The sequence below is a fragment of the Fibrobacter sp. UBA2449 genome, assembly GCF_002342555.1.
In the GTDB taxonomy this organism is placed as follows: domain Bacteria; phylum Fibrobacterota; class Fibrobacteria; order Fibrobacterales; family Fibrobacteraceae; genus Fibrobacter.
This window is the reverse complement of the sequence record NZ_DDQF01000012.1, coordinates 180,105-204,304: the sequence shown is the minus strand read 5'-3', so window position 1 is coordinate 204,304 and position 24,200 is coordinate 180,105. Positions and strand designations below refer to the sequence as shown.

The following is a 24,200-nucleotide window of genomic DNA, read 5'->3' as shown; positions in this document are numbered from 1 at the left end:
TTAATACTTCTTGTAGCCATAGTAGCCGTAGTAGCCACCATAACCGTAACCCGAATGACGTTCGCACTTGTTGAACACGAAGGCCTTGGGCAAAGGTGTTTCGGTACTGCGGTCGAAGGTAGAGAGCGCTTCCTGGATGTTATCCATGCTATGCGCCGACTGCTTCAGCACGCACAAAAGGTAATCCGCATATTTTTCGACCAGGAGCGCATCGCTGCACTGGAATATAGGCGGGGTATCAAGAATAATCAGGTCGTACTTTTTACGGAACGTGTCGAGGAACGTACCGAAGCGGTTCTTGTTCAAGAGGTCGCCCGGGTTCACCACGCGCTTGCCCGAACCGATGATGTGGTAGTTCTCGCTAACCATCTCGATGTACTCGTCATCGAACTTTTCGGCACGGAGCATTTCGCAGAGGCCCTTGTGGCCCTTCTTGAACATGCGGCCACGGCGCAGGTCCATATCCACAAGCAAAACCTTCTTGCCCGACATAGCAAAGGAGCATGCGAGGTTCGTCGAGACGAACGACTTGCCCACGCCCTCTATGAGGCCCGATACCATAAGGACCTTCTTGCCGTCGGCAAAGAGCGAGAACTCGAGCGCCGTCCTGAGTGCGCGGACCGCCTCAGCAAACGGTTCGTCGGGCTTTTCGTGCACGACCGGATCGAGCACGTTGTTCTCGGTGCCCTTGCCGAGCATCGGAAGCTTTCCGTACACGCCGATACCCGTAGCCTGCTCGACCTCGGTACTGCTCGCGACACCGTTATGCGACATGCGGCGCACGAGCACGATGGCACAGCCAAGGAGGAGGAACGCCAAGGCGACACCGCCAAAAATCAGCTTGCGGTTCGGCTTCGCGGGCTTTATGGGCACGTAGGCCTGGTCCACGATACGCACGTTTCCGACTTCACCCGCCTGCACCACGCGGAGCTGCTGGATATTGTTCAGGAGGTTCGTGTAAAGCTTGTTGTTGACTTCCACTTCCTCTTGCAGGGAGAGGAATTCCTGCTGGGTCTTGGGGAGCTTGTCCGCCGCCTTCTTCTGCTTCGCAAGTTCGCCGTAGAGCCTAGCCTGCTGCTGCTCGATGGTACGGACCGTCGGGTGTTCCGCCTGGAACAGGCGCAGGGCTTCCTGCTTCTTCTGTTCAAGTTCGAGCAGGCGCTGCTGGAGGCTCACGTCCTTTTCGAGGTGTACGCGCGTTTCACCCGAAAGGTCGATAGTCCCGTTCGCATTGCGGAACGAGGTAAGCTTCTGTTCGGAAGAATCGAGCTTTGCCTTAACGCTGGGGAGCTGTTCCTCGAGGAAGTCGAGGGTTTTCTTCGCCTCGGCGCTACGCATTTCGATATTCTGCTTGAGGTAGGTATTCGCGATGGAATTCAGGATATCCGCCACGCGGTCCGGGTAGGCGTGCTGCATCGAGACGCGGATAATCCCGGAATTCTTGCCCTCTTCCGAGACGCTCAGGCCACCCAGGAGACCGGCAACCGCCATCTGAGGATGGGTCGCACCCAGGAGGAAGGTCTGGCCCGGACGGGCCTTCATGGACCGCACGCAAATGGCAAGCGTATCGCCCGCATAGGGCTGACGATAGGTTTCCCCGACCTCGCCCTTCAGTAACACGGCATCGTCCTCGCCCAGGAGTTCGAACTTGGTGGAATCGGGCAGCACACGGGCCTTGATCTTGATTTTCGCCTCGGATACGGCACGCGGGATGCTCAGGAACTCGAGGTCCATGCGGCCTTCCCTGTGCAAAAGGCGGTCCACCTTGTCGAGCGGCACTGCCGAATAGCACAGGCGCTGCTCATCGACAACCGTAGAGAGCACCATGCGGCTCTTGATGAGTTGCATTTCTGCTTCGGAGGGGGTAGATACATCCAGGAGGGCACCCATTTCGCCAAGCGCCTTGGACGACTTGTTGCCCTTAACATCCACCTGCAGAAGGATATCGCTCTTGTACGCGGGACGCATCCACATGGAAGCAACGCCACCTGCAAAAAGCCCCAAAACAAGGAAAATCGTCAAGAACTTCCACTTGCTCTTCAAGAACACCAGAATTTCGAGAATGTCGATCTCGTCATCTTCCGGTTTCGCAGTAGCGCCTTGCGGTACCTTATTATCCATCAAAAAATCTCCAAGTCATTATCAAACGTCAAGATACGTTCAACGAGGGAAAAATACATTATTATTACAAAAGCTAGCAAAAAAAGAAATAGTGACGAAAATCACCCCGGCTTTTGGGCCAGTTTTTCGCCACACATCAACCATAAATATATTATCTTCTACCCCCCGTGCAACGGAAATATGCGTCAAGACATCTAAAATGACGAAAATGAGTGAAAAAAGCCCCATACTTTCGATACAGGACATCCGTCGCGACTTCAAGATGGGCGACGAGACCGTACATGCGCTGCGCGGTGTAAACTTTAATATACATCCAGGCGAGTTCGTGACCATCATGGGGACCAGCGGATCGGGCAAGTCGACGATGCTCAACATACTCGGGTGCATGGACCGTCCCACCTCCGGGCACTACATACTGGACGGCGAGCATACCGAAAAGCTCAAGCGCGACGCGCTCGCACGCATAAGGAGCAAGAAAATCGGGTTCGTGTTCCAGAGCTACAACCTGCTGAACCGCACGACCGCCATCGAGAACGTGGAACTGCCGCTCCTGTACAATTCGGGAGTGAGCGCATCCGAAAGAAGGCGCCGCGCCATCGAGGCCCTGGAAAGGGTCGGGCTTGCCGAACGCATGAACCATGTGCCGAACCAGCTTTCGGGCGGCCAACAGCAGCGTGTCGCCATCGCGCGCGCACTCGTGAACGACCCGGTCATCATCCTCGCCGACGAGGCCACCGGGAACCTCGACACGCGCACGAGCTACGAAATCATGATGATTTTCCAGGAACTCAACCGCCAGGGGAAAACCATCGCCTTCGTAACGCACGAGCCCGACATCGCGACCTTCAGCGGGCGCACCATCACGCTCCGTGACGGACTCATCAAGAAGGACGTAATCAACGAGAACGTGCAGGACGCGAAAGCCGCCTTCGAGGCCCTGCCGCCACCGGAAATGATTGATGATTGATGATGGATGATGGATGATTGATGGTTGATGATGGATAATTGAAGATGGCTCCACTTACCTTGGCAAAAATCGCTCTCCGCGCACTGTTGCGCAACCGCATGCGCACCTTCCTCTCGGTGCTCGGCATCGTCATCGGTGTCGCGGCCGTCATCACCATGGTCGCGATGGGCGAAGGTTCGCGCATTTCCATCAAGGAACAGATGACAGCAATGGGTTCGAACGCCGTCATCATCATGCCGAACCGTGACAGGCGCGGCGGCGTGCAGATGGAATCTTCCGAAATGCTCGAGGAAGCCGACCTAATCGCCATCCGCGAGCAGGCGACCTACATCGACGGGGTATCCCCGATGGTCACGGTCGGCGGGCAGGCGATTGTAGGCAACAACAACTCCCCCACCACCCTGAGCGGCGTATCGGCAGACTACCTCAAGATACGCAACTACGAAATCGAGGACGGGGTCATGTTCGACGACGAGGCCGACCGCATGGCAAAGGTATGCGTCATCGGGCAGTCCGTCGTAAAGAACCTCTTCCCCGACGAGGACCCCATCGGAAAGACAATCCGCTACAAGAGCATCCCGCTAAAGGTCATCGGCACCCTGAAATCAAAGGGCTCCGGCGATTTTGGACAAGATAATGACGACGTGATATTCACTCCGTACCAGACCGTGATGCGAAGGTTTTCGGCGACAACAAATATCCGGCAAATCTACGCGAACTCCATCGGCGAAGGCTACGCCGACAAGGCGACCGAAGAAATCATGGGCATATTGAAAGAGCGTCGCGGCTGGACCAGGCCCACGGACCCGTTCCGGATCTTCACGCAGGAGGAAATGATACAGACCATCACGAGCACCTCCGACCTGATTTCGCTCGTGCTCACCATCATCGCGGGAATCAGCTTGTTCGTAGGCGGCATCGGGATCATGAACATCATGTATGTTTCCGTGACCGAACGCACCAAGGAAATCGGGCTACGCATGGCTATCGGCGCGCGCGGCCGCGACATCATGTTCCAGTTCCTGTTTGAATCCGTCATCATCAGCCTCCTGGGGGGCATCATCGGGATTGCGCTCGGCATCGCCGCCTCCGAAGTCGTGAAGAACTTTTTCAACATGCCCATGAGCGTCTCCATCACGAGCGTCATCGTGAGCTTCGGCGTATGCTTTGTCACCGGGGTATTCTTCGGCTGGTACCCTGCAAGGAAGGCGAGCAGGCTCGACCCCATCGAAGCCTTGAGATTCGAATAGGCCCCTGTCCTTTTTCCGTTTTTTCTTGTATATTTAGGGCATGGACCTGCTTGAATTCTTAAAACCGATGCCGGTCGTGGGCATTCTCCGCGACATTCCCAAGGGTGCCGAAGAGGCATGTGCAAAGACAGCCGCAAATTGCGGGCTCAAGGCCATCGAAGTGACAATGAACACGGAAGGCGCCACGGACATCATCGCAAAGCTGAAGGCATGCGCAAAGCCCTACGGCATCACCGTCGGAGCGGGCACCGTCCGGCACGGGAGCGACCTCGAGAAGGCGCTTGCCGCAGGAGCAGAATTCATCGTCACGCCCAACACCCGAAACGAAATCATCCGTCTCTCGTGCACGGCGGGCGTCCCCATCATTCCAGGTGCGCTCACGCCGACCGAAGTGCAAAAGGCATTTGACCTCGGTGCTTCCGCCGTCAAGATTTTTCCCGTAAACTGCGTCGGCGGGCCCGAATACATCAAGGCCCTGCGCGGCCCCTTCCGCGACATCCCGCTCATGGCATGCGGCGGAGTAAACGCGGATAACGTCCAAAATTACTTCAAGGCGGGAAGCAACCTCGTATCGTTCGGGGCCAGCATCTTCAATGTCCAGCTGATGCAACAGGGCGACTGGGCTACGATTGCAGACAAGCTAAGGAAACTGCTTGATGCCGCCAGCACCCGCGGCTAGTCACTTCCGCATTTTCTTCTTGCATTCATACATCGCGGAATCCGCGCTGTGGAGCATTTCGTCCATTTCGCGGTAGTCGTCGCTGGAATGTGCAACACCGTAGGCAAAGGATGCGCTCTTGTCCACAATCGTCACCGCCTTCACGGCTTCCTGCATACGTTCGGCGCAGATGAAGGCCCCGCGCTTGTCGGTATCGGGGCAAAGCACCATGAATTCATCTCCGCCCATGCGGAACAGCATGTCCGATTCGCGCAGGAGCTTCTTGCATGCGCTCACCACGGCACGGAGCAAGAGGTCGCCCGCCTGGTGGCCATAGTCGTCGTTGATCTGCTTCAAGCCGTTCAGGTCGAAATAGATCAGCGAAAAATGAGTCCCATAGCGCTTGCTGCGTGCGAACCATTCGCGCAGGGAATACATCCCGTGGCGGCGGTTGTAGGCGCCCGTCAAGTCGTCGGTCAGGGAAATATCGCGCAGGTAGCGCAGGGAACGCGAAAGCCGGATATGCACATTTACGCGCGCAAGCAGGATATCGGTAATCGACGTCTTGGAAACAAAGTCCGATGCACCCGCATGGAACCCCTTGGTAATGCTATCGCTGTCTTCCCGGCTCGTGAGGAAGATGATGGGGAGGTCGTCGAGCGCATAGCGCTGGCGAATGCGCAAACACACCTCGTAGCCGTTGAGACTCGGCATGTTGATATCGAGCAGCACGAGGTCCACCCTCTCCTTGTCGAGGTAATCCAGGGCCTCCTCGCCGGAGTTGCACGTCGCCACGTTATAACCCACCTGCGTCAAAAGCTCCTGCATCTGCTGGAGCGTCTCCGCACTGTCATCCACTATGAGAATCTTTTCTTCGAGCATAATCCTGGACTCCTTTTCCCCTAATCTATATTCTTGAGCCGACAAACGCCACTGCGACAACTCCGATTGGCCAAGAAGATGCCCTTTAGGGCCATTAAAACTAGAGGAATTCGAGTTTCGGGGCGCTCTCGACGATTCCCTTTCGGGCGGCGAGGTCAAAAAACAGGGAAAGCGATTCCTTGCGCTCGTCGGTAAAACGGTAGTCGAGCACCCTGTAATAATCTTCCAGGACCCCGCGCGGGAGGTCGACCGGGTACCTGGCAAGCCAGCGATCGAGCGCGCCCGAGACATCGGCCCGGAAGCTCTCGATTCCCGCTTCCGTCTGCCGCAGGTAGCTTTCGAGCAGCGGTCTCAACTGCGGCGCGAGCGCAGCCTTCGAGATGACCCATGCGCCAAACACGAACGGGAGTCCCTGCCATTCCTGCCAGAGCGTTCCGAGGTCGTAGCTGTAGGGGAAACGGCCGCGGGCGTTCTCTTCGAGCGCGAGGTCGCCAATCAAAAGGCAGGCATCGTCCGAGGCCTCTGCCGAAAGGCCTTCGCAGTAGAACGGCGAAACCCCATAGCGCATTTCGAGGAGAATCCGCAGGAGCGCGACAGAGGTCCTGCTCTGCGATGTAAGACGGACGTTACGGCCACCGAGATTCTCTATCGGGAAATGCGAAAAGAGCTTGACCGAGCGGACCTCGAAGGAGCACGACGTGCAAAGCGACGACGAAAGCACGAACGCCCCGGGTTTCTGCGCAAACGTAATCGACGATGCGGGAGAAAGATGGATCGTCCCTTCCTTGAGTGCCGCGCTATGGGCACTCGGCGGGCCGTCCACGAACTTCACTCCGGCACATTCATCTTCGCGTCCGAGAAATTCATGGAAAAACGGTGCACATACCAAAAAAGGGATTCGTCCAACCTGAAGGGGCATGTAAAAAAATTAACTTTTATGCGGGGCCTCCTGCAAGGCCGCAAATACAAATCAACCGACAATAAGAGATGGCTAAGGTATAATGGCTGTATTTCGCGTGAAGAAAACATCTGTGGGTGCAGACGAGAAAAGCATCGTGTTCAAAGGCAAGATTCTCGAGGGGCCCATCAGCAAAGGCATGACCATTGAAATCCCGATTACCCCGGATATCAAGATTCCGGTGAAGATTTACGACGTAGTCCAGTTCGAAAACCAGAAGGACGAAGACAAGAAGGTCGGCCTCGTCGCCGATTTCTACGACCTTCCCGAAGACATGGAAGTCATCCTCGGGCTGAACATCGCGAACGAAGATTTGAACATCATCAACTAACCCTCAACTCATAGGACGACAAAACCATGAAAAAGGAAAGACTGCGCGGAGTGAATTTGGGTGGCTGGTTCAGTCAGGTCGACTGCATCCAGGAAAAAGACCCCGTCGGTTTCCCCGGGGTCGTCCAGCACATCAGAACCTTCCTCGACAAGAGCGATTTCAAGCGCATCCGCGAGGCGGGGTTCAACCACGTGCGACTGCCCGTGGACTACTTTAACTTGTTCAAAGGCGAGAACGACACGCCCGACGAGGAGGTCTTCGGGCTACTCGACAAGGCGCTCAAGGAAATCCAGGAATCGGACCTCGACGTCATTCTCGACCTGCACAAGTGCCCGGGTCACGATTTCCACTTGGGCTGCTCGACGGAACAGGCGTTCTTCGCCGACCCCGCCGCACGCAAGCGCGCCTGCAACATCTGGGCGTTCATGGGCGAACGCTACAGCGGCGAGCCCCGCGTGATGATGGAACTTCTGAACGAACCTGCCGGCAGCGACTCGAAGGTTTGGGACAAGGTAAAGGACGAACTCTTCTGGGCTATCCGCAAGCACGCCCCGAAAAACACGATTGTCGTGGGCAGCAACAAATGGAACAGCGCGAAGGAATTCGAGTTCCTTACGCCGCTCGACGACGACAACGCCATCTACAGTTTCCATACCTACACGCCCGTGACGTTCACGCACCAGGGCGCCGCATGGATCAGCGACCCGTTCTTCCACATCGAACGCCCGTGGCCCGGCGACTATGCCGCCCCGACGGGAGATGCAGAAACGCGCCTAAACGTGGAGTACGGCAAGTGGGACAAGGCGAGACTCCAGGCAAGCATCCAGAACGCGCTCGACTTCCGCGCGAAATATGACCTGCCGGTAAGCTGCAACGAGTTCGGCGTGTACGTGCAGGTGCCACGCCAGTACCAGATCGCATGGATGCGCGACTTCCTCGACATCCTGCGAGCAGCCGACGTGGGGTTCAGCTACTGGAACTACAAGAATCTCGACTTCGGGCTCGTATCGAAGGGCGAATCGCTGCACGAGAGCCTCCCGCAGTACAACAACCCCGAAAGGCTCGACCGCGAACTGATGGACATGCTCGCGAAGGGCTAGTTCCGGCCGATCGAACTGCAGACGAAGGCAACCCGCATGACAACAGGATTCATCAACAAGCTGGAATCGTTCGGCTCGGTCGACGGGCCGGGCATCCGCTTCGTTGTGTTCTTGCAGGGTTGCCCGATGCGCTGCAAGTTCTGCCACAACCCCGAAACGTGGGGCTTCGGCAAAGTAAACGGCGCCATTGAAATGACCGCCCAGGAACTGTTCGAAAAAGCGCTCCGCTACAGGACATACTGGGGCAAGGACGGCGGCATTACCGTCAGCGGCGGCGAACCACTCGCACAACTTGATTTCATGGTGGAGTTCTTCGAGCTTGCGAAAGCATCCGGAGTCCACACATGCATCGACACGAGCGGAGTCACGTTCAGGCGTTCCGGCGAAGCGTTCGCAAAAATCGAGCGCCTGATGCAGGTGACCGACCTGCTTCTCGTGGACATCAAGCACATAGACAACGTTGTCCATAAAGAACTCACCGGACACGGAAACGAAAACATCATCGACTTTTTCCGCTACCTGGACGAAATCCACAAGCCCATCTGGATTAGGCACGTGCTTGTACCCGGAATAAGCGACGACGACGGCGCATTGACCCGCACCCGCGAATTCATTGGCACGCTCCATAACGTGGAACGCATCGACGTGCTACCCTACCACGCCCTCGCACTGGGCAAATACGCCGAACTCGGCATCGACTATGCACTCAAGGACACGCAGTCGCCCACGGCAGAGCGAGTCGCCAACGCCAACGCCCTCCTCGAAACCGAAAAGTACACCCGCTGGAAAAAGCAGTAATTTAGCGCCAGTGAAGCCATTTCGTCAAAGGAATGGCAACAATAAAATTGAAAATAAAATAAATTACGAAAACCCGAGGAAGTTCGCTTTCCGGAAGCGGCATCGTTGCACCGCCTCTCAATCCATACCCCACACCCTCTTGATCCATAATCACAAACATCACACTCATGAAAAGTGCGAACACAAAGCACTTGATAAAATTTTTTATAAAGTCTTTTGATTTCTGTGTCATCGTGGCGATCTAAAACTAATATTTCGTCTTAATACAACAAACAAAATATCGCACAAAACCGAGCGAGACAAAACCATTATCCATAGCCGAGATTTCGTCTAAAGCCTAGCAAGAGCAGGAACAACTCCGCGTAGCGTACTAAAATGTACGTGAGCGGAGTTGTGACGAACTATTGCGACGGCTTCTTAGCCTTTAATCGCGTCGCCCATCGAGAACATCGGCATATACATAGCAATGAGGAGGCCACCGACCGCGCCACCGAGGAACACGATAATCAAGGGTTCGATCATGCTCACGACGGCATCCACTGCGGCATCCACTTCTTCGTCATAGAAGTCAGCTAGCTTCAAAAGCATGCCGCCCAGGTTACCGGTCTTCTCGCCCACGCCAGTCATCTGGATCACCATGGGAGGGAAAATGCCCACTTCGGCCATCGGGTCCGCGATGCTCTTACCGCCGGCGATACCTATCGAAATCCTTCCGATTGCCTTTTCGACGACCTTGTTGCCAGCCGTGGACGCAACCACCTTCAAGGCATCCATCACGCTCACACCCGCATTCAAAAGCGTACCGAGCGTTCTGGAGAAACTCGCCGTAGACGACTTTATCTGCAAGTCACCTATCTTCGGAACCTTCAAAAGGAACTTGTCAAATGCGAACTGCGCGGCAGGAATCTTCATCACGAGTTTCCAGCCGATAATCAGTGCGATGAGCCCGAGGAAGAGGAAGCCACCGTTGTTGAGCAAGAAGTCGGAAATGTTCATCACGACCTGCGTCGGGGCAGGGAGTTCGGCATCCAAGGCAGCGAACTGTTCGGCAAACGTCGGCACCACGAAAGTCATAAGCGCGATCACCACGACGATACCCACGATGATAACCATCACCGGGTAAGTAAGCGCCTTCTTCACCTTGCGCTTCAGTCGCATGCTGTTTTCCATCGTCTCAGCCAGACGCGCAAGAATCCCTTCAAGGATACCGCCCGCTTCGCCAGCCGCCACCATGTTGCAGTAGAGGGAGTCAAACACCTTCGGGTGCTGAGCCAAGGCATCGGCCAAGGACGAACCGCCGTTGATGGACTGGGTCACCTTGTGAATCACATCCTTCAATGCGGGGTTCTCGCACTGCTCTTCCAGAATGTTCAAGCACTGCAGCATCGGAAGACCGGCAGAGCACATGGAAGAGAACATACGCGTAAAGCGGGTCAAGTCCTCATGCTTGATTCCGTTGCCGATGTTAATCTTGATTTCCATCGGCTTTTTCTTCAGCTTCACAATCGTGAGGCGGCGGCGCATGAGGAGCGCTTCGGCCTCGGCCTTGTCCTTCGCTTCGAGAGTTCCCTCAAAGTTGTTGCCCTGTGCGTTTTGCGCCTTGTACAGGAATTCTGCCATAAGTTAGACTCCTTCCTTCACGAACAACTGTTCCAGCTGGTCCGGGCTCGGAGAACGGGCGAGCGCCTCGAAACGGTCAACCTTGCGGTTTTTCACCAGTTCGCAAAGGCACATGTTCATCGTATTCATGCCGAACTTCTGGCCAATTTCGATCATGGATTCAATCTGGTGCACCTTGTCGTCGCGAATAAGCGCACGGATACCCGGAGTCACGTTCATGACTTCGTAGGCCATCACGCGGCCGCCGCCAATTTTCGGGATAAGCGTCTGGCATATCACGCCCTGAAGCACGAACGAGAGCTGCGTACGCACGGTCTGCTGTTCACCCTTCGGGAAGGCGTCAATGATACGGTTGATCGTCTGCACGCAGGAGTTGGTATGCAATGTCGCGAAGGCCAAGTGACCGGTTTCCGCAATCGTCAAGGCGCAGCGCATGGTCTCGTTATCGCGCATTTCGCCGATGAGCACCACGTCCGGGTCCTGACGGAGGGCCATCTTCAGGGCCATCGCGAAGCTGTTCGTGTCGCTACCGACTTCGCGCTGGTTGATCATGCATCCCTGGTGCTTGTGCAAGAATTCAATCGGGTCTTCTACGGTCAGGATATGGTCGTGACGTTCCTTGTTGATCTTGTCAATCATGGCAGCGAGCGTCGTCGACTTACCGGAACCGGTAGCACCCGTCACCAGCACGAGGCCGGAGGGTCGGGTCGTGAATTCGGCCATGATCTTCGGGAGGCCAAGTTCCTTGAAAGTCTTGATTTCAAGCGGAATGATACGGAGGGCAAGCGCCACGCAACCGCGCTGCAGGTAAGCGTTCGCACGGAAACGCGCCAGGTTCGCGATACCGAAAGAGAAGTCGCATTCCTTGTTCTGTTCGAACGACTTTTTCTGGAGTTCGTTCATCAGGCTATACGTCATGCGCATGGTCTCGTCCGGTTTCAGCTTGTCCTCGCCGATGGGGGTAAGCTTGCCGGAAAGACGGACGAGCGGAGGGGAACCTGCGGTTATATGCAAGTCAGAAGCCCCGCGTTTAACCATTTCAGAAAGAAGATCTTGAATATTATACGCCATATCAAAGAATATAACTTAAAACTGCGCCAAAAAAAAATAAATTCTTTATGGATATGCAGATTAAATCCTATAAAACTGCCGGAATTCTGGCCTTGATCGCCATTTTGTGCGCCATTTTCCTTGCCTACAGGGAAAACGTGAAGCCTTTCCAGCAGATGCCCGATTCCATCGAGAACTTCGACGCAATCAGCATCGACGGCGGGAAAACCACGTTCCAGGCAGAAAAGGGCAAGGCGACACTCATCGTGCTCAGCGCTAGCTGGTGCCCCGCATGCATCGCCGAGCTGCCGACGCTGAAAAAACTGCATGACGAATTTTTCGACGACGGCTTCCGCATCCTCATGGTAAACGAAGACGACAACATAAAAATTGCCTCCCGGTTCAAGAAGAAGTACGACATGCCATGGGTCATGGTGCACTGGAACTACGACCTCATGAACATGCTCGGCAACCCGCGGGTCATCCCGGTAAGCTACCTTCTGGATGAAAAAGGCGGCATCGACTACATCGAAGCGGGAATCATCGAAGAACACCGCATGAGGCGCGCGATAAAGGCGCTTGTCAAATAAGACGCATCAGGCAATCGGGCTCGGGAACAGGATCACATCCTTGATTTCTTTTTTGCCGAGGGCAAGCATAAACAAGCGGTCAAGCCCGAGCGCCACGCCCGAGCAGGCCGGCATCCCGGATTCCAGGGCGGACAAGAAATTTTCATCGACAGGCGGAAGCGGTTTCCCCATCTGGCGGCGGATGTCGAGATCCGACTCAAAACGTCGACGCTGTTCGGCAGCATCGGTAAGTTCCGTATAGCCGTTGCAGAGTTCCACGTTATCCATGAAGAGTTCGAAACGGCGCGCCCAGGTGTGGCCATCTTCCCCGACAAACGTCTGCGCAAGCGCGGCCTGCGACTGCGGGTAGTCGAGGATGAATTCGGGGCCGTTTTTCGCAAGGGCAGGTTCCACCATGAAGACCATCATGTAATCCCACCAGTCTTCGCGGGCCATCCGTTCCGGGCCTTCGGGAACGGGCACGCCGCCGGATTCGCACGCCCGAACAAAGTTGTCCAAATCCTCGCAGAACGGGTCCACGCCCGCATAATTCTTGAACGCGTCTATCCAGCGCGTACGGCGTGCGTTAATGGGCTTGCCAATAATTTCGGACACAAGCGCTTCCACCTCGTCCATCAGTTTCTCCTGCGGCATGCCGACGCGATACCACTCCACCATGCTGAACTCGTTGTTGTGGTGGCTTCCGAATTCATCCTTGCGGAAGGACTTGGTTATCTGGAATATGTCCCCGAAACCGGACGCCAGCAGGCGCTTCATGTGGAATTCGGGACTCGTCATGAGGAAGCGCGCCGGCCGACCGTTCACCTCGAAATAATCGAGCTGGGGGTCGGTACCGCCCGCATTCGAGAGCACGGGAGTCTCGACTTCAAGCACGCCGCGGCTTTCAAAGAAGGCGCGCACCTTGCCCATCAAGGCTTGGCGCCTTATCCAGGAATCACGATTGCAAGTAGGAGCGAAGGACATGGAGAGCTCCTTCATCATCCATCAATCATCATTTATTCATCACGCAACGCACGGAAAGCCAGAAGTCCTTGTCGGCAGGCATCGACGTCACGTTCTTATCGGAGCTGAACATCGACTTCGCAAGGCCGCGGCCGTCCGCAAGCTGCTTCTCGGTCCAGAAGTAGGCCCCTTCACCCTGGATAACGAAGTTCATGTTCTTGTTAGCATAGCCGCCGAACAGCGCGGTAAACGCATAATCGTCGCTGCCGTTGCTGCGGAGCTTCTCGGCAGCCACGTCCGTGCCGCCAGCGAACGCTTCGAGGGACTTCCAGTCTTCTTCCGTCGAGAGATGGGTACCTTCGGGACAAGCGACCTTGGCGGCTCCCTGCGTATAGAGCTTGCCATAGGCCTTGCAGTTGTCTTCCTCGCGTTCATAGCAAACGGAGCTGCCTTCCATGGCGAAATTCAGGTTCTGGACAAACCACTTGGTTCCACCAATATCCTTGACCCTATATTTCTGATTGTCGCGAGGGTCTACAAATTCTTCGAACACCGGGCAGCGGGAACCATGTCCCTTCGTCGCAAGGATTGTTTCCACTTCGGACGGCCAAACCGCACAGAAGCGGAAAAGTTCGCTGCCAGGAAGCGGAGTCCCTGCAGCCTTGTGGCTTTCAACCCAGCGGCTCACGTAACCAAGACCGATAACAGCCGTATCCGGAATCGAGAGCGCCTTTGCGCTATTCTGCATAATCGTCGCAAAGCGGCCCGCTACAGATTTCGGAGATTTCCAGAAGGCCTCCGGCAATCCCTTGCGGAGCTTTTCGAACAAGGGAGACGGACGCGGAGCGTTGATAGTCGTGTCGGAAACAAAGCGTTCCGGCTTGGTTTCGCACAGGGCCTCGCGTGCGGCATCGAGCGTATTGTGAGCCTGTTCAAAACATTCTTCCATGCATTCGTTGCGGGCGCGGCCCTTCTTCGGGCACGGGACCCAGAGGGACGTATCGACAAGCATCTTGATAGGCTTCGCAAAAGCCTTGACCTTGACAGCCGCTTTTACAGCCGCTTCAAGCAGGTCAATCGCCCTGGCGTTTCCATTTTCGCCATCCAGGAGCAAGAGCGAGATGACCTCGTTACAGGCTTCCATCGCATTCGGATTGGAGCAAGTGTGCGTCCCGTAACCATAGGCAAACTGAGTCGGGCAGTTGGCAAAAGACTCATCGGGATTCTTCTTGAAAATTTTTTCGTAGACCTGGACAGCCTCGTTCGGAGTGAGCTTTCCACAGTACACGTCCTCGACTTGGCCTTTTTTCACCATTTTCTGGGCGGTCGCCAAATCACCGGCATCGATGGCGGCATGCAATTCATCCTGGGCAAACGCACCCGTCGCAAAAACGGATGCCACAGCAAGGGCCAATATCTTACGCATATTTTTCATACTGTCCTCTCTTTCGTTTCGTTCCAATATAGCAAATCAACCTTTCGCAACCGAGTCCACCCCTAAAAAAAGCGCCGAAGAGCCGAACTTTTCTACATTTGGGCGCATGATTGATGCAAATTTTAATGCCGAAAAAATCCGTAGCGAATTCCCGATGCTTGTCGCAGGCGATAAGGACGCAAAGCCCCTGGCCTTCTTGGACAGCACGGCCACCACGCAAAAGCCCGCGTGCGTCATCGACGCGATGGACGATTTTTACCGCGAGCACTACAGTTCCGTAAAGCGCGGCGTGTACCGTCTGAGCGCCCGCACCACCGAAGCGTTCGAAGCAACGCGCAAGAATGTCGCAAAATTCATTAACGCGAAGACCGAAGACGAAATCGTGTTCACCCGCGGCACCACCGAAAGCATCAATCTGGTGGCGTGGAGTTACGGTCGCAAGTTCTTCGAGGCGGGCGACGAGATTTTGATTAGCGGTCTGGAGCACCATGCAAACATCGTGAGCTGGCAGCTGGTTGCCGAAATGAAGGGCGCCAAGATCAAGGTGATTCCTGTTTTGGACAACGGCGATCTGGATTTGGCAGCACTTCCCGGGTTGTTGAATGCGCGAACCAAGATGGTGGCCATCGCCCACGTGAGCAATTCCGTGGGCACCGTGAACCCGATTGCCGAAATTATCGCGACCGTCCGCAAGCTCACCCCGCAGGCAAAGATTCTGATTGACGCCGCCCAGAGTTCGAGCCACATCAAGATTGACGTGCAAAAACTCGACTGCGACTTTCTCGCCTTCAGCGGTCACAAGATGTACGGCCCCACAGGCGTGGGCGTACTCTACGGCAAGTACGAAGTTCTGGATTCCATGCCCCCCTGGCACGGCGGCGGCGAGATGATCAAGAACGTGACCTTCGAAAAGACGACATACGCCGACGTTCCCGCACGTTTCGAGGCAGGCACGCCCATGATTGCCGAAGTCATCGGGCTCGGCAAGGCCATTGAATGGATTAATGAAGTCGGCATCGAAAACATCCGCAAGCACGAAGAAGAAATTACGAACTACGCGCTGGAACAGCTTGCGCAAATCCCGCAGGTAAAAATCTTCGGGAACCCGAAGGAACGCGGGGCCCTCATCAGCGTAACGCTCGGCGGCATCGCCGTAAGCGACGCCGCCATGATTCTCGACGAAGAGAACGTTGCAGTGCGTAGCGGACACCACTGCGCCCAACCCGTGATGGACCGCTTCGGTGTCGACGCCACGCTTCGTTTGAGTTTCGGTGTGTACACCCTGAAGCGCGACATTGACCGCTTTATCACAGGCATCAAGCGCGTTCTCCGACTCTTCGGCTAACCGGGACTCGTATGGGAATCGAGAAAGGCATCTTCAACCGCACATCGCTCCTGCTCGGGGACGACGTGATGGGCGACATCTACCAGAAGCGCGTCATCATCTTCGGTCTCGGCGGAGTCGGCAGCTGGTGCGCCGAAAGCCTGGTGCGTTCCGGCATCAAGGAACTCGTACTCGTTGATTCTGACCGCGTGTGCGTCACCAACGTGAACCGCCAACTGATGGCCACTACGAAAACCGTGGGGCAAGTCAAGGTGGACGTGCTGAAAAATCGCCTACTCGAAATCAACCCGCACGCCAACATCGTAGCTCTCCAGGATATCTACGAAGAAGCGAATACGGACAAATTCCAACTGGACACATTCGACTACATCATCGATGCCATCGACAGCCTCGAAAACAAGATGCAGCTGTTGTGGCACGCCACACGCACAAAGGCCACAGTCTTCTCTTCGATGGGCGCAGCCCTCAAGATGGACCCCACGCGAATCAAGGTCGCCGAATTTTGGAAGGTTGCCGGTTGCCCGCTCGCCCGCGCCCTGCGCGACAAGTTCAAGAAAAAGAAAATGGCGCTCAAGAAAAAAGTGCTGTGCGTCTACAGCGACGAACTCCTGAAAAACCGCGGCAAGAATTCCTCTTGCGGAACGGACGCCTGCATGTGCCCCAAGGTGCGCCACGAAAGGAGCGAAGCCGAACTCCAGAATGCAAACCTGGTCGATCACGAATGGTGCAGCAGCAAGGCGCAAATCAACGGCACTATGGCACACTCCACCGCTATTTTTGGATTCATGATTGCGGGCCTCGTGATGCAGGACATCTACAAGAAGGCATTGGCCAGCGCGGAGTAATATGAAATTCCTAATTCAACGAGTATTGAACGCCCAGGTGGATATCGAAGGCGAAACTGTCGGCAAAATCGGCAAGGGCTACATGATTTTAATCGGCGTGGGCGAAGACGATACCCGCAAAATCGCCGACAGGCTCATCCGCAAGATGCTAGCGCTCCGCATCTTCGCCGACGAAAACGGCAAGACGAACCTTTCCATCAAGGACGTTAGCGGTGAACTCCTGCTCGTCTCGCAGTTTACGCTGTACGCGAACTGCAACAAGGGCAACCGTCCCACATTCAACGGCGCCGGCAACCCGACACTCGCAAACGAGCTCTACGAATACATCGTTGCCGAGTGCAAAAAAGAAATCCTCGTCGTACAAACAGGGAAATTCGGCGCCGACATGCAGGTGAGCCTCACCAACGACGGCCCCTTCACGATAATGTTGGAATAAAAGCCCCTACACAATCCCCAAAAATGGCGTTTACACGTGAGTCCATTTATATGGTCGCAAGCGGTGTTTTATTTTCAGAAATAAGTTTATATTAGTATAACAATGAAAACGGTTATAAAATTTGCAATTCTCGGATGTGGCCATATCGCCACGAAGATGGCCACTGCGGTCAAGACACTTGAAAAGAACGGCATGGGCGTGGAATGCTACGCGGTAGCGTCACGCACGCTCGAGAAAGCGAAAAAATTCGCCGACGATTACGGATTCGTCCGCGCCTACGGCAGTTACGAGGAACTGGCGCGTGACCCTGCCGTGGATTTGATTTACATCGCGACCCCGCATTCCGAACACTACAGCAATATTTTACTTTGTCTGGAACATGACAGGAACCTGCTCGTGGAGAAGGCCTTTACCGCAAATGCGCTAATGGCATCGGAAGTACTAGCCCTTGCCGAAGAGAAAGGCGTATTTATATGCGAGGCCATGTGGACGCGATTCCTGCCTGCGGTGCGGATGGTAAAGGACTGGATTCTTGCAGGGAAGATTGGCAAGGTCGAAAGCATGGAGGCCGACTTCTCGATGCCGCTTTCGCATATCGGGCGCCTGCACAAGCCCGAACTTGCGGGCGGTGCACTGCTGGACCTGGGCATTTATAGCCTTACGTTTGCGGACATCTTCTTGACTGACCCGAAAATTTGCAGGGAGATCCCCGCCTCCGCGGGGATGACATCGGACGAGGAACGCGCGGGGATGACACCGGGTGGGGAATACGTTGCAAATCACATCGTAGAGACGAAGACGAAATGCGTCAAGTTCCATACGGGCGTGGATGCGACCGACTGGATTGACCTCGTATATGCGGGCGGGCAAGTCGCACACCTCAAGACCTCGATGGTGGCCCCTCTCAAGAACGAGGGCGTCATTTACGGTTCCGAAGGCTTTATCCGCGTGCAGAACCTCAACGACATGGAAGAAATCCAGCTGTTCGATGTCGCCGGGACGCTCGTGGAATCGGTAAAGCCGCCCCGCATCGAAAACTGCTACGAATATGAGGTTCTGGGCTGCAAGGCGGCCCTCGAGAAGGGCCTTAAGGAATGCCCCGAGATGCCCCACAGCAAGACCATGCAGATGATGACGCAGATGGATAGCCTCCGCGCCGCATGGGGAGTAAGCTACCCGTTCGAGCTCAGTCCGGGCGAAGTCTGGGATCGCAGCGGCGACAAGTCCTTCCTCGAAATTTTTGACGTCGAGACCGGCGAATCTAGACTGCTCAAGGAATTCGACAAGGTCATCGAAGCGCCGAACTGGAGCGCCGACGGCAGGTTCCTCACGTTCAACAGCGAAGGCCGCATCTACAAGATTGAAATCGAAAGCGGCAAGGTGACCGAAGTCCCGAGTTACTTTGTCAACAACTGCAACAACGACCACGTGCTCTCTCCCGATGGCGAGGGGCTCTACGTGAGCCACCACACCAAGGAAGACGGGCTTTCGCGCATCTACAAGATTTTCTTCGACGGACGCATGCCGGAACTCGTGACCCCGCTTGCCCCGAGCTACCTGCACGGCGTTACCACCGACGGCAAGATGCTCGCCTACTGCGCCGAACGCAACGGAGAATACGACATCTACACGATTCCTGCTGCAGGCGGGAACGAGACGCAGCTCACGACCGCATTCGGACTGAACGACGGCCCCGAATATGACTGCGACGGTGAATACATCTGGTTCAATTCAGTGCGCAGCGGCCGCATGCAGGCATGGCGCATGAAGGCCGACGGTTCCGAGCAGACGCAGATGACATTCGACGCACACTTGAACACCTGGTTTCCGCACATTTCGCCAGACCGCACGAAAGTCGTGATGCTAGCCTACCATGAGCGCGACGTGCGCCCCGGCGAACACGTTCCCAACAAGAACGTGGAAATCCGCCTGATGACAGGGTGTGACGAGACAGGCTGGAGTGAGCCCCGCACGGTTCTGCAGCTGTTCGGCGGCCAGGGAACCATCAACGTGAATTCATGGTCCCCCGATAGCCGCAGTTTCGCCTACGTGCGCTACGAGAAAAAATAGACGCCCGCAGATTACTTCTGCAAGTTGAGGCTCGCGTTCGCGGCGCCGTACAGGCTGATGCTGTAATCCTTGATGATGTACACCGGAATCTTGTTCAAGAGCGGACGGATGTTCGGGTTGTAGTTTTTCTCGAAATACTTCATGAACAGGTTGTCGCGCTCGAGCCAGCGCAGGTCCTTCTGTACCGTGCCGCCAGCCAGGTAGAGGCCACCCAGCGGCAAGAACAGCGTAGAAGCGTCGCTTGCGAAGCGGGCGAGCATCTTCACGAACAAGCGCATCATCTCGGCAGCCACCGGGTCGGTATCGCTCGCGCGGCTGATGTACTTGGGGCGATCGTTGGGTTCCGTTTCTTCAATCTTCTTGAAAGCCTCGTTGTCGGGAACGCCGCGGGTTTCCTTCCACCATTCGTACATGTTACGGAGCCCCATGCCCGAGACGAGCGGTTCCACGCCGGGCACGGTGCCAATCTTCTTTTCCATGTAGTCGTGGAATTCCTGCGAATCCTTGTCGAAGGGGGCGAAGGTAGAATGCCCGCCTTCCGAAGAAGCGGGGATGTACTTCTCGCCATCGAACGCGAGGAAGCCGACACCCATGCCGGTACCCGGACCAATAACCGCCTTGGTTGCCTTCTGCGGGGCGGGTTCACTGCCGTCGGTATGCGTGAGCTTGAAAATCTGCTTCGGGTCGTCCACGTCAAGCGTCGGGATGCCGTAGCTGATGGCCATGAAGTCGTTGATGACAAGCGTCGGGATGCCGGTCGCCGCAGTGAGGGTGTCGCCATCCACGCTCCACGGGAGGTTCGTCATGACGCACTTGTTGTTCGCCACCGGACCCGCGGCACTGATGCACACATGGCTGGGCTTGAGGTCGGCACGGTTTTCCACGGCGAGCTTGAGCGTCTCGCGGATAGGAGCGTCGAGCCCATCGATATCCTTGGAGGGGCACACCGTCTCGAGAATCAGCGTGAACTTGCCATCCTTGTAGCCCACAAGGCCAAGGTTCGTGTTGGTGCCGCCAATGTCGCCTGCAAGGACGAGGCGGTCAAACTTTGCATCGGGATTAAGCCATTTGATTTCCATAATAAAAACTCCGGTAATTACGGAATGAATATAGGAAAAACGGCAGCGCTAAACCGACGAATCCAACATTTTAGGTATATTTTATGCAGGATGTTAAAGGAGGATGAATGAAACATTCTGTGTTTAGACACTTGCCCGGCCTGTGCGTTCTAGCCACGACAACGATATTTTTTACCGCCTGCAGTGACGACGACAATTTCTCCCCGGTTTCGAAGAACCGCGGGTACGACTATGCGTTCAAGTCAAACAATGGATTTGCGGATTACCCGTGCAACGAGATGCGCGAGGGCCGCGAGGCGATTGTCGGACGCGACAAGGAAAGCTACTTCTGCGAGTTCGACGAGATTGACTCCGTGTATATCTGGGCTGGATTCAACGATACACTCACGGCCAAGGGCAAGGAGTTTGTCCGCAAGAATGTTTCAAGCAGTTCACGCGAGTCGAGTAGTTCCGGAGACGATGACTCCAGCAGCTCGCAGTATTCGTCGAGCTACAGTTCTTCAAGCTACAGTTCGTCGAGTTCGTCGGCAAGGTCGAGTAGTTCCTCGCTGAGTTGGGATGAACTCAAGCCACGCCTCACAGAAAAGGGCGAACAGTTCAATCCGGACATCGATTACGGCACCATGACCGACCCGCGCGACGGCAAGACGTACAGGACCGTGGATATCGAGGGAACAATCTGGATGGCGGAAAACCTCAACTTTGTCGATAACGAAATAGGCATGTCCTATTGTTTTAGTGATGATGAAGAAATTTGCAAACTGTATGGCCGCCTTTATAGTCGCGACGCCGCGATGAACAGTTCGGAATGCAAATACAAATCTTCCTGCAATTTGGGATCTGGACCTATTCAAGGCATCTGCCCGGACGGCTGGCATATCCCGACATATACCGAGACGCAGGCATTGGTAAACCTCGCCAGCAAAAAGGCAAGACCGCTAATGTCTACGATAGGATGGGGAACCGAAGACTCGTTGTACATCGATCCAGGGGTCGATACATACGGGCTCTCCTTTGTGGGAACAGGGGAATATGACACCAAGGACGATTTCAACGACATTGGTGAATATGCGTTCATGTGGGTCTATTACCAGTCGAGCAAAATGTATTACCTTCTCATAAGAGGCGAAGACAACGATGCGTTCATCAATGATTTCGACGGCTACGAGTCGAACTTCTCCGTCCGTTGCGTGAAGGGTGACGGCGTAGTGCCGAGCTCGTCGAGCAGCAGTTCCTACTCAAGTTCATCCAGCGCCAAATCCTCGAGCAGCGTTTCGTCCAGTTCCGTGAGCAGTTCATCGAGAACCAAGCAGGCAGGCGCCGAGCCTCTCCTGGAAGCCGCTGGCGAGCAGTTCAACCCGGACATCGAATATGGCACCATGACGGACCCGCGCGACGGCAAGACATACAAGACCGTAAAAGTCGGTAGTGCAACATGGATGGCGGAGAACCTGAACTACGCCGACAACGAAATTGGAGTATCTACCTGTTTCAACGACGACGACCGTTTCTGCGAACTATACGGTCACTTTTATAGCCGCAGCGCGGCGATGAATTCCTCCAGTTGTGCCTATAAATCTTCGTGCGACCTGGGTACCGGCCACATCCAGGGAATCTGCCCTGACGGGTGGCATATCCCGACAAATAAGGAGGCGCAAGACCTTGTAAATCTTGCTAGCGGACACGCACTCCCGTTGATGTCGGCAAAGGGATGGAAAACAGGAATTACACCCGGGACTGATACATACGGGCTCTCCTTTGTGGGCGCTGGATGCTATTGCAGCGATGATGGATTCCATTCTTTGGGTGAATATGGACGTCTATGGGTATATTATGCATCCTCGACCCAATACTACATTGTAATAAGGGGATTAGAAAATGAAGCGGAAGTATGGGACTATAACGACGAAGAGTGCTATAACCCAGTCCGCTGCGTGAAGGATTAAAATTTGTCCGGCTCACTCGCCGGACTTTTTAGTTCTTCTCGAATTCCAGGATGTCCGCCTGCACGGTAATATCGTCGGGGAAGTACTTCTGTGCGACTTTCAGCAGGCGGAGCGCCTCGTCGTCACGCTTTTCGGCATGGGCGTCGTAGGCCATGTTCTTGAACCCGTAGACAGATTCCGCGTTGCCCTGTTTTGCCGCAAGTTCGTATGCGGATTCGGCGCGGTCAAGGAACTTCGCGTCGTAAGCGAGATTCCCGAGGAATATGGCGGCATCGCTGAAATCCGGCTTGATTTGTACCAGGTTGTTGAGCACGTCCATCGCGATAAACGGCTTGTTGTCTTCGGCGAGGACGTCTGCTAGTTTGTACATGGTAGCGGTATCGTCAGGGCGGACGCCCAGTGCTTCGCGATAAGCGGCGGCACTTTCTTCGAACTGCTTGTTCAGGCGGTACACGTCGCCGAGATACACGAGAAAATCGACTTCGTCGGGGTGCGCGGCGTAGCCCTCGCGGATAACGGCTACGGCGCGCTCGAAATCGTTCAGCGCGATGTTCGCCTCTGAAAGCTGGTAGACGATGCTTATGTCTTCCTTGTCGAGCTGGTAGGCCTTCTCGATGGCACGCAGCGCGCCGACCGCGTCGCCGGTTTTACCGTAGGCTTCGCCGAGGTAAAGCCAGCCCGAAACGTTTTCGGGCTCCAGTTTCAACGCCCTGTGGTACGCCGCCACGCATTCCGGGTACTGCTTGAGCCTAAAGTACACGCTCGCCATGTTGAAAAGCGCAGGGGAAAACGCCCCGTTCGAGAAGTCGATAGCCTTGCGGTACGTGGCGGCGGCATTCGGCAGGTCGTTTTGCTGGTAGTAGCTGTTCGCAATGTTGAAACTGGTGGCGACGGGGTCCGCACCTCGGGATTCCGCCTTGCGGTAGAGCATGATGGCCTGCTTGAATTTGCCATCGCGGTAGAGGGCGTTCGCGCGTTCCATCAGGTCGTATGCGGATTGCGCCGCGAAGGAGGACGTCGCGATAAACGCGGATGCAACCAGGGAGAAAACTGCGCAAGTTAATTTATTCATAGTACGCTTCTCCCTAGTCCCTAAATTTCACTTCGAAAGGCTGTTCCATGCCGCAGAAGGGTACCGCCTTGCCCGCCTTTTCGGCAGGCGCGAACGTCATACGCGATAGCGCCTCTCGGCCGGCGGCGGCGAGCCCGGAACCTGAGGGAGATTCCTCCAGCACCTTGATATCGTAAGCCTTGCCGTTCACGTCCACACAGAAACTGAGCCGCAGCATCGCATCGATTTCGCGGTCACGGATCTGCGGGGGCACCTGAAAGTTCGGATACGCCCTGCTTTCGGGTTTCTTGTCCACGTCGCCCTTTTCGGTCGAAAGCGCCCCGCCGCGGAAATCGGCCACCATGTCCTCGCTCACGGCGGCGCCGGCGTTACCCGATGCCGTCCCGAGATTCATCGCGAAACGCGGCCCCGCCTTCGGGGAACGCGAATTGGACTTCTGGCGGTCGGGCTTGCGCGCGGGCTTTTTCTTCTCGACCTTCTTCTCGACTTCTTCCACCTTCTTCACGGCAATTTCTGTCTTGTTGTACTTCTTCTCGTGAAACACCTTGCCCGTCAAGAAGAGGTTCGCCATCGTCACAGAGAACACGAGCGCACAGCTCGCGAGGATTGCCGCGATGAGGATAGCAAAACGCTTCAACAATTTCTTAAAGAACTTCAACATCACAAATTCCTAGATACAGCTCCTGCAACTTCGTGCCACGCAAT

Annotated in this window: 23 protein-coding genes; 12 read left to right on the top strand and 11 right to left on the bottom strand. The window is 55.4% G+C overall.

The annotated features are described in order from the left end of the window. A complete protein-coding gene (locus B4B27_RS08560; protein ID WP_290725647.1) occupies positions 1-2,121 on the bottom strand; it encodes a polysaccharide biosynthesis tyrosine autokinase in 2,121 nt (706 codons plus the stop codon). Between the two features lie 208 nt (positions 2,122-2,329). Between B4B27_RS08560 and B4B27_RS08555 the strand changes: the two genes are divergently transcribed. Genes B4B27_RS08555 through B4B27_RS08545 form a run of 3 tightly spaced genes read left to right on the top strand, consistent with a single transcriptional unit; the run spans position 2,330 to position 5,017 of the window. Then, positions 2,330-3,088 carry an ABC transporter ATP-binding protein gene (locus B4B27_RS08555; protein ID WP_290725645.1) on the top strand — a complete coding sequence of 253 codons (759 nt, stop codon included), beginning with the start codon at positions 2,330-2,332 and terminating at the stop codon, positions 3,086-3,088. Between the two features lie 44 nt (positions 3,089-3,132). Continuing rightward, positions 3,133-4,338, top strand: coding sequence for an ABC transporter permease (locus B4B27_RS08550; protein ID WP_173381004.1), 1,206 nt, complete (start codon positions 3,133-3,135; stop codon positions 4,336-4,338). A gap of 40 nt (positions 4,339-4,378) precedes the next feature. Then, positions 4,379-5,017 (top strand): bifunctional 4-hydroxy-2-oxoglutarate aldolase/2-dehydro-3-deoxy-phosphogluconate aldolase, encoded by a 639-nt coding sequence (locus B4B27_RS08545; RefSeq protein WP_290725642.1) that lies wholly within the window; start codon positions 4,379-4,381, stop codon positions 5,015-5,017. On the opposite strand, the gene B4B27_RS08540 is transcribed toward B4B27_RS08545, so the two are convergent. Both B4B27_RS08540 and B4B27_RS08535 read right to left on the bottom strand, forming a co-directional pair. Further along, positions 5,018-5,878, bottom strand: coding sequence for a GGDEF domain-containing response regulator (locus B4B27_RS08540; protein WP_290725640.1), 861 nt, complete (start codon positions 5,876-5,878; stop codon positions 5,018-5,020). Positions 5,879-5,978: 100 nt separating this feature from the next. Beyond that, positions 5,979-6,797 (bottom strand): menaquinone biosynthetic enzyme MqnA/MqnD family protein, encoded by an 819-nt coding sequence (locus tag B4B27_RS08535; protein WP_290725638.1) that lies wholly within the window; start codon positions 6,795-6,797, stop codon positions 5,979-5,981. 82 nt (positions 6,798-6,879) lie between these two features. Here B4B27_RS08535 and B4B27_RS08530 point away from each other — a divergent pair, with 82 nt between their 5' ends. The 3 genes from B4B27_RS08530 to pflA are packed head-to-tail and all read left to right on the top strand — an operon-like array spanning position 6,880 to position 9,065. Then, positions 6,880-7,167, top strand: a complete 288-nt coding sequence (locus B4B27_RS08530; protein WP_173365044.1) for a hypothetical protein — start codon at positions 6,880-6,882, stop codon at positions 7,165-7,167. A 26-nt stretch (positions 7,168-7,193) separates the two neighbouring features. Next, positions 7,194-8,267 carry a glycoside hydrolase family 5 protein gene (locus B4B27_RS08525; RefSeq protein ID WP_290725634.1) on the top strand — a complete coding sequence of 358 codons (1,074 nt, stop codon included), beginning with the start codon at positions 7,194-7,196 and terminating at the stop codon, positions 8,265-8,267. 36 nt (positions 8,268-8,303) lie between these two features. Continuing rightward, entirely contained in the window at positions 8,304-9,065 is a 762-nt protein-coding gene (pflA, locus tag B4B27_RS08520) for a pyruvate formate-lyase-activating protein (RefSeq protein ID WP_290725632.1), read from the top strand. Position 9,066: 1 nt separating this feature from the next. Here pflA and B4B27_RS08515 read toward each other — a convergent pair whose 3' ends face one another. The 3 genes from B4B27_RS08515 to B4B27_RS08505 all read right to left on the bottom strand — a co-directional run bounded on the left by B4B27_RS08515 (position 9,067) and on the right by B4B27_RS08505 (position 11,756). Continuing rightward, on the bottom strand, positions 9,067-9,297 hold the full coding sequence (locus B4B27_RS08515; RefSeq protein WP_290725630.1) for a hypothetical protein: 231 nt from the start codon (positions 9,295-9,297) through the stop codon (positions 9,067-9,069). Between the two features lie 185 nt (positions 9,298-9,482). Further along, positions 9,483-10,685 (bottom strand): type II secretion system F family protein, encoded by a 1,203-nt coding sequence (locus tag B4B27_RS08510; RefSeq protein WP_173381011.1) that lies wholly within the window; start codon positions 10,683-10,685, stop codon positions 9,483-9,485. Between the two features lie 3 nt (positions 10,686-10,688). Then, a complete protein-coding gene (locus B4B27_RS08505; protein ID WP_173365048.1) occupies positions 10,689-11,756 on the bottom strand; it encodes a type IV pilus twitching motility protein PilT in 1,068 nt (355 codons plus the stop codon). Between the two features lie 53 nt (positions 11,757-11,809). Between B4B27_RS08505 and B4B27_RS08500 the strand changes: the two genes are divergently transcribed. Further along, positions 11,810-12,325, top strand: coding sequence for a TlpA family protein disulfide reductase (locus B4B27_RS08500; RefSeq protein WP_173365049.1), 516 nt, complete (start codon positions 11,810-11,812; stop codon positions 12,323-12,325). A 6-nt stretch (positions 12,326-12,331) separates the two neighbouring features. Here the strand turns inward: B4B27_RS08500 and epmA are convergent, their stop codons facing one another. Continuing rightward, the gene (gene epmA, locus B4B27_RS08495; protein ID WP_290725624.1) at positions 12,332-13,288 is read right to left on the bottom strand and encodes an EF-P lysine aminoacylase EpmA; all 957 of its coding nucleotides are present in this window, start codon (positions 13,286-13,288) and stop codon (positions 12,332-12,334) included. A 28-nt stretch (positions 13,289-13,316) separates the two neighbouring features. After that, on the bottom strand, positions 13,317-14,693 hold the full coding sequence (locus B4B27_RS08490; RefSeq protein ID WP_290725622.1) for an FISUMP domain-containing protein: 1,377 nt from the start codon (positions 14,691-14,693) through the stop codon (positions 13,317-13,319). A 115-nt stretch (positions 14,694-14,808) separates the two neighbouring features. Between B4B27_RS08490 and B4B27_RS08485 the strand changes: the two genes are divergently transcribed. From B4B27_RS08485 to B4B27_RS08470, 4 genes are all read left to right on the top strand, one after another. Further along, on the top strand, positions 14,809-16,047 hold the full coding sequence (locus B4B27_RS08485) for an aminotransferase class V-fold PLP-dependent enzyme (RefSeq protein WP_290725620.1): 1,239 nt from the start codon (positions 14,809-14,811) through the stop codon (positions 16,045-16,047). A gap of 11 nt (positions 16,048-16,058) precedes the next feature. Continuing rightward, on the top strand, positions 16,059-16,892 hold the full coding sequence (locus tag B4B27_RS08480; RefSeq protein WP_072809449.1) for a tRNA threonylcarbamoyladenosine dehydratase: 834 nt from the start codon (positions 16,059-16,061) through the stop codon (positions 16,890-16,892). Position 16,893: 1 nt separating this feature from the next. After that, entirely contained in the window at positions 16,894-17,328 is a 435-nt protein-coding gene (dtd, locus tag B4B27_RS08475; RefSeq protein ID WP_290725617.1) for a D-aminoacyl-tRNA deacylase, read from the top strand. 102 nt (positions 17,329-17,430) lie between these two features. Continuing rightward, positions 17,431-19,398, top strand: a complete 1,968-nt coding sequence (locus B4B27_RS08470; RefSeq protein WP_290725615.1) for a Gfo/Idh/MocA family oxidoreductase — start codon at positions 17,431-17,433, stop codon at positions 19,396-19,398. Positions 19,399-19,409: 11 nt separating this feature from the next. On the opposite strand, the gene B4B27_RS08465 is transcribed toward B4B27_RS08470, so the two are convergent. Further along, entirely contained in the window at positions 19,410-20,477 is a 1,068-nt protein-coding gene (locus B4B27_RS08465; protein WP_290725612.1) for a glucokinase, read from the bottom strand. Positions 20,478-20,584: 107 nt separating this feature from the next. Here B4B27_RS08465 and B4B27_RS08460 point away from each other — a divergent pair, with 107 nt between their 5' ends. After that, on the top strand, positions 20,585-22,423 hold the full coding sequence (locus B4B27_RS08460; RefSeq protein WP_290725610.1) for an FISUMP domain-containing protein: 1,839 nt from the start codon (positions 20,585-20,587) through the stop codon (positions 22,421-22,423). Positions 22,424-22,451: 28 nt separating this feature from the next. Here B4B27_RS08460 and B4B27_RS08455 read toward each other — a convergent pair whose 3' ends face one another. Continuing rightward, the gene (locus tag B4B27_RS08455) at positions 22,452-23,495 is read right to left on the bottom strand and encodes a tetratricopeptide repeat protein (RefSeq protein WP_290725608.1); all 1,044 of its coding nucleotides are present in this window, start codon (positions 23,493-23,495) and stop codon (positions 22,452-22,454) included. 13 nt (positions 23,496-23,508) lie between these two features. Beyond that, positions 23,509-24,156, bottom strand: a complete 648-nt coding sequence (locus B4B27_RS08450) for an energy transducer TonB (protein WP_290725605.1) — start codon at positions 24,154-24,156, stop codon at positions 23,509-23,511. Between the last annotated feature and the right edge of the window lie 44 nt (positions 24,157-24,200).

What these genes read in the sequence shown, in the direction of transcription:
- B4B27_RS08560 (WP_290725647.1), bottom strand. Translation starts at nt 2,121, where the DNA reads ATGGATAATAAGGTACCGCAAGGCGCTACTGCGAAACCGGAAGATGAC.
- B4B27_RS08555 (WP_290725645.1), top strand. Translation starts at nt 2,330, where the DNA reads ATGAGTGAAAAAAGCCCCATACTTTCGATACAGGACATCCGTCGCGAC.
- B4B27_RS08550 (WP_173381004.1), top strand. Translation starts at nt 3,133, where the DNA reads ATGGCTCCACTTACCTTGGCAAAAATCGCTCTCCGCGCACTGTTGCGC.
- B4B27_RS08545 (WP_290725642.1), top strand. Translation starts at nt 4,379, where the DNA reads ATGGACCTGCTTGAATTCTTAAAACCGATGCCGGTCGTGGGCATTCTC.
- B4B27_RS08540 (WP_290725640.1), bottom strand. Translation starts at nt 5,878, where the DNA reads ATGCTCGAAGAAAAGATTCTCATAGTGGATGACAGTGCGGAGACGCTC.
- B4B27_RS08535 (WP_290725638.1), bottom strand. Translation starts at nt 6,797, where the DNA reads ATGCCCCTTCAGGTTGGACGAATCCCTTTTTTGGTATGTGCACCGTTT.
- B4B27_RS08530 (WP_173365044.1), top strand. Translation starts at nt 6,880, where the DNA reads ATGGCTGTATTTCGCGTGAAGAAAACATCTGTGGGTGCAGACGAGAAA.
- B4B27_RS08525 (WP_290725634.1), top strand. Translation starts at nt 7,194, where the DNA reads ATGAAAAAGGAAAGACTGCGCGGAGTGAATTTGGGTGGCTGGTTCAGT.
- pflA (WP_290725632.1), top strand. Translation starts at nt 8,304, where the DNA reads ATGACAACAGGATTCATCAACAAGCTGGAATCGTTCGGCTCGGTCGAC.
- B4B27_RS08515 (WP_290725630.1), bottom strand. Translation starts at nt 9,297, where the DNA reads ATGACACAGAAATCAAAAGACTTTATAAAAAATTTTATCAAGTGCTTT.
- B4B27_RS08510 (WP_173381011.1), bottom strand. Translation starts at nt 10,685, where the DNA reads ATGGCAGAATTCCTGTACAAGGCGCAAAACGCACAGGGCAACAACTTT.
- B4B27_RS08505 (WP_173365048.1), bottom strand. Translation starts at nt 11,756, where the DNA reads ATGGCGTATAATATTCAAGATCTTCTTTCTGAAATGGTTAAACGCGGG.
- B4B27_RS08500 (WP_173365049.1), top strand. Translation starts at nt 11,810, where the DNA reads ATGCAGATTAAATCCTATAAAACTGCCGGAATTCTGGCCTTGATCGCC.
- epmA (WP_290725624.1), bottom strand. Translation starts at nt 13,288, where the DNA reads ATGTCCTTCGCTCCTACTTGCAATCGTGATTCCTGGATAAGGCGCCAA.
- B4B27_RS08490 (WP_290725622.1), bottom strand. Translation starts at nt 14,693, where the DNA reads ATGCGTAAGATATTGGCCCTTGCTGTGGCATCCGTTTTTGCGACGGGT.
- B4B27_RS08485 (WP_290725620.1), top strand. Translation starts at nt 14,809, where the DNA reads ATGATTGATGCAAATTTTAATGCCGAAAAAATCCGTAGCGAATTCCCG.
- B4B27_RS08480 (WP_072809449.1), top strand. Translation starts at nt 16,059, where the DNA reads ATGGGAATCGAGAAAGGCATCTTCAACCGCACATCGCTCCTGCTCGGG.
- dtd (WP_290725617.1), top strand. Translation starts at nt 16,894, where the DNA reads ATGAAATTCCTAATTCAACGAGTATTGAACGCCCAGGTGGATATCGAA.
- B4B27_RS08470 (WP_290725615.1), top strand. Translation starts at nt 17,431, where the DNA reads ATGAAAACGGTTATAAAATTTGCAATTCTCGGATGTGGCCATATCGCC.
- B4B27_RS08465 (WP_290725612.1), bottom strand. Translation starts at nt 20,477, where the DNA reads ATGGAAATCAAATGGCTTAATCCCGATGCAAAGTTTGACCGCCTCGTC.
- B4B27_RS08460 (WP_290725610.1), top strand. Translation starts at nt 20,585, where the DNA reads ATGAAACATTCTGTGTTTAGACACTTGCCCGGCCTGTGCGTTCTAGCC.
- B4B27_RS08455 (WP_290725608.1), bottom strand. Translation starts at nt 23,495, where the DNA reads ATGAATAAATTAACTTGCGCAGTTTTCTCCCTGGTTGCATCCGCGTTT.
- B4B27_RS08450 (WP_290725605.1), bottom strand. Translation starts at nt 24,156, where the DNA reads ATGTTGAAGTTCTTTAAGAAATTGTTGAAGCGTTTTGCTATCCTCATC.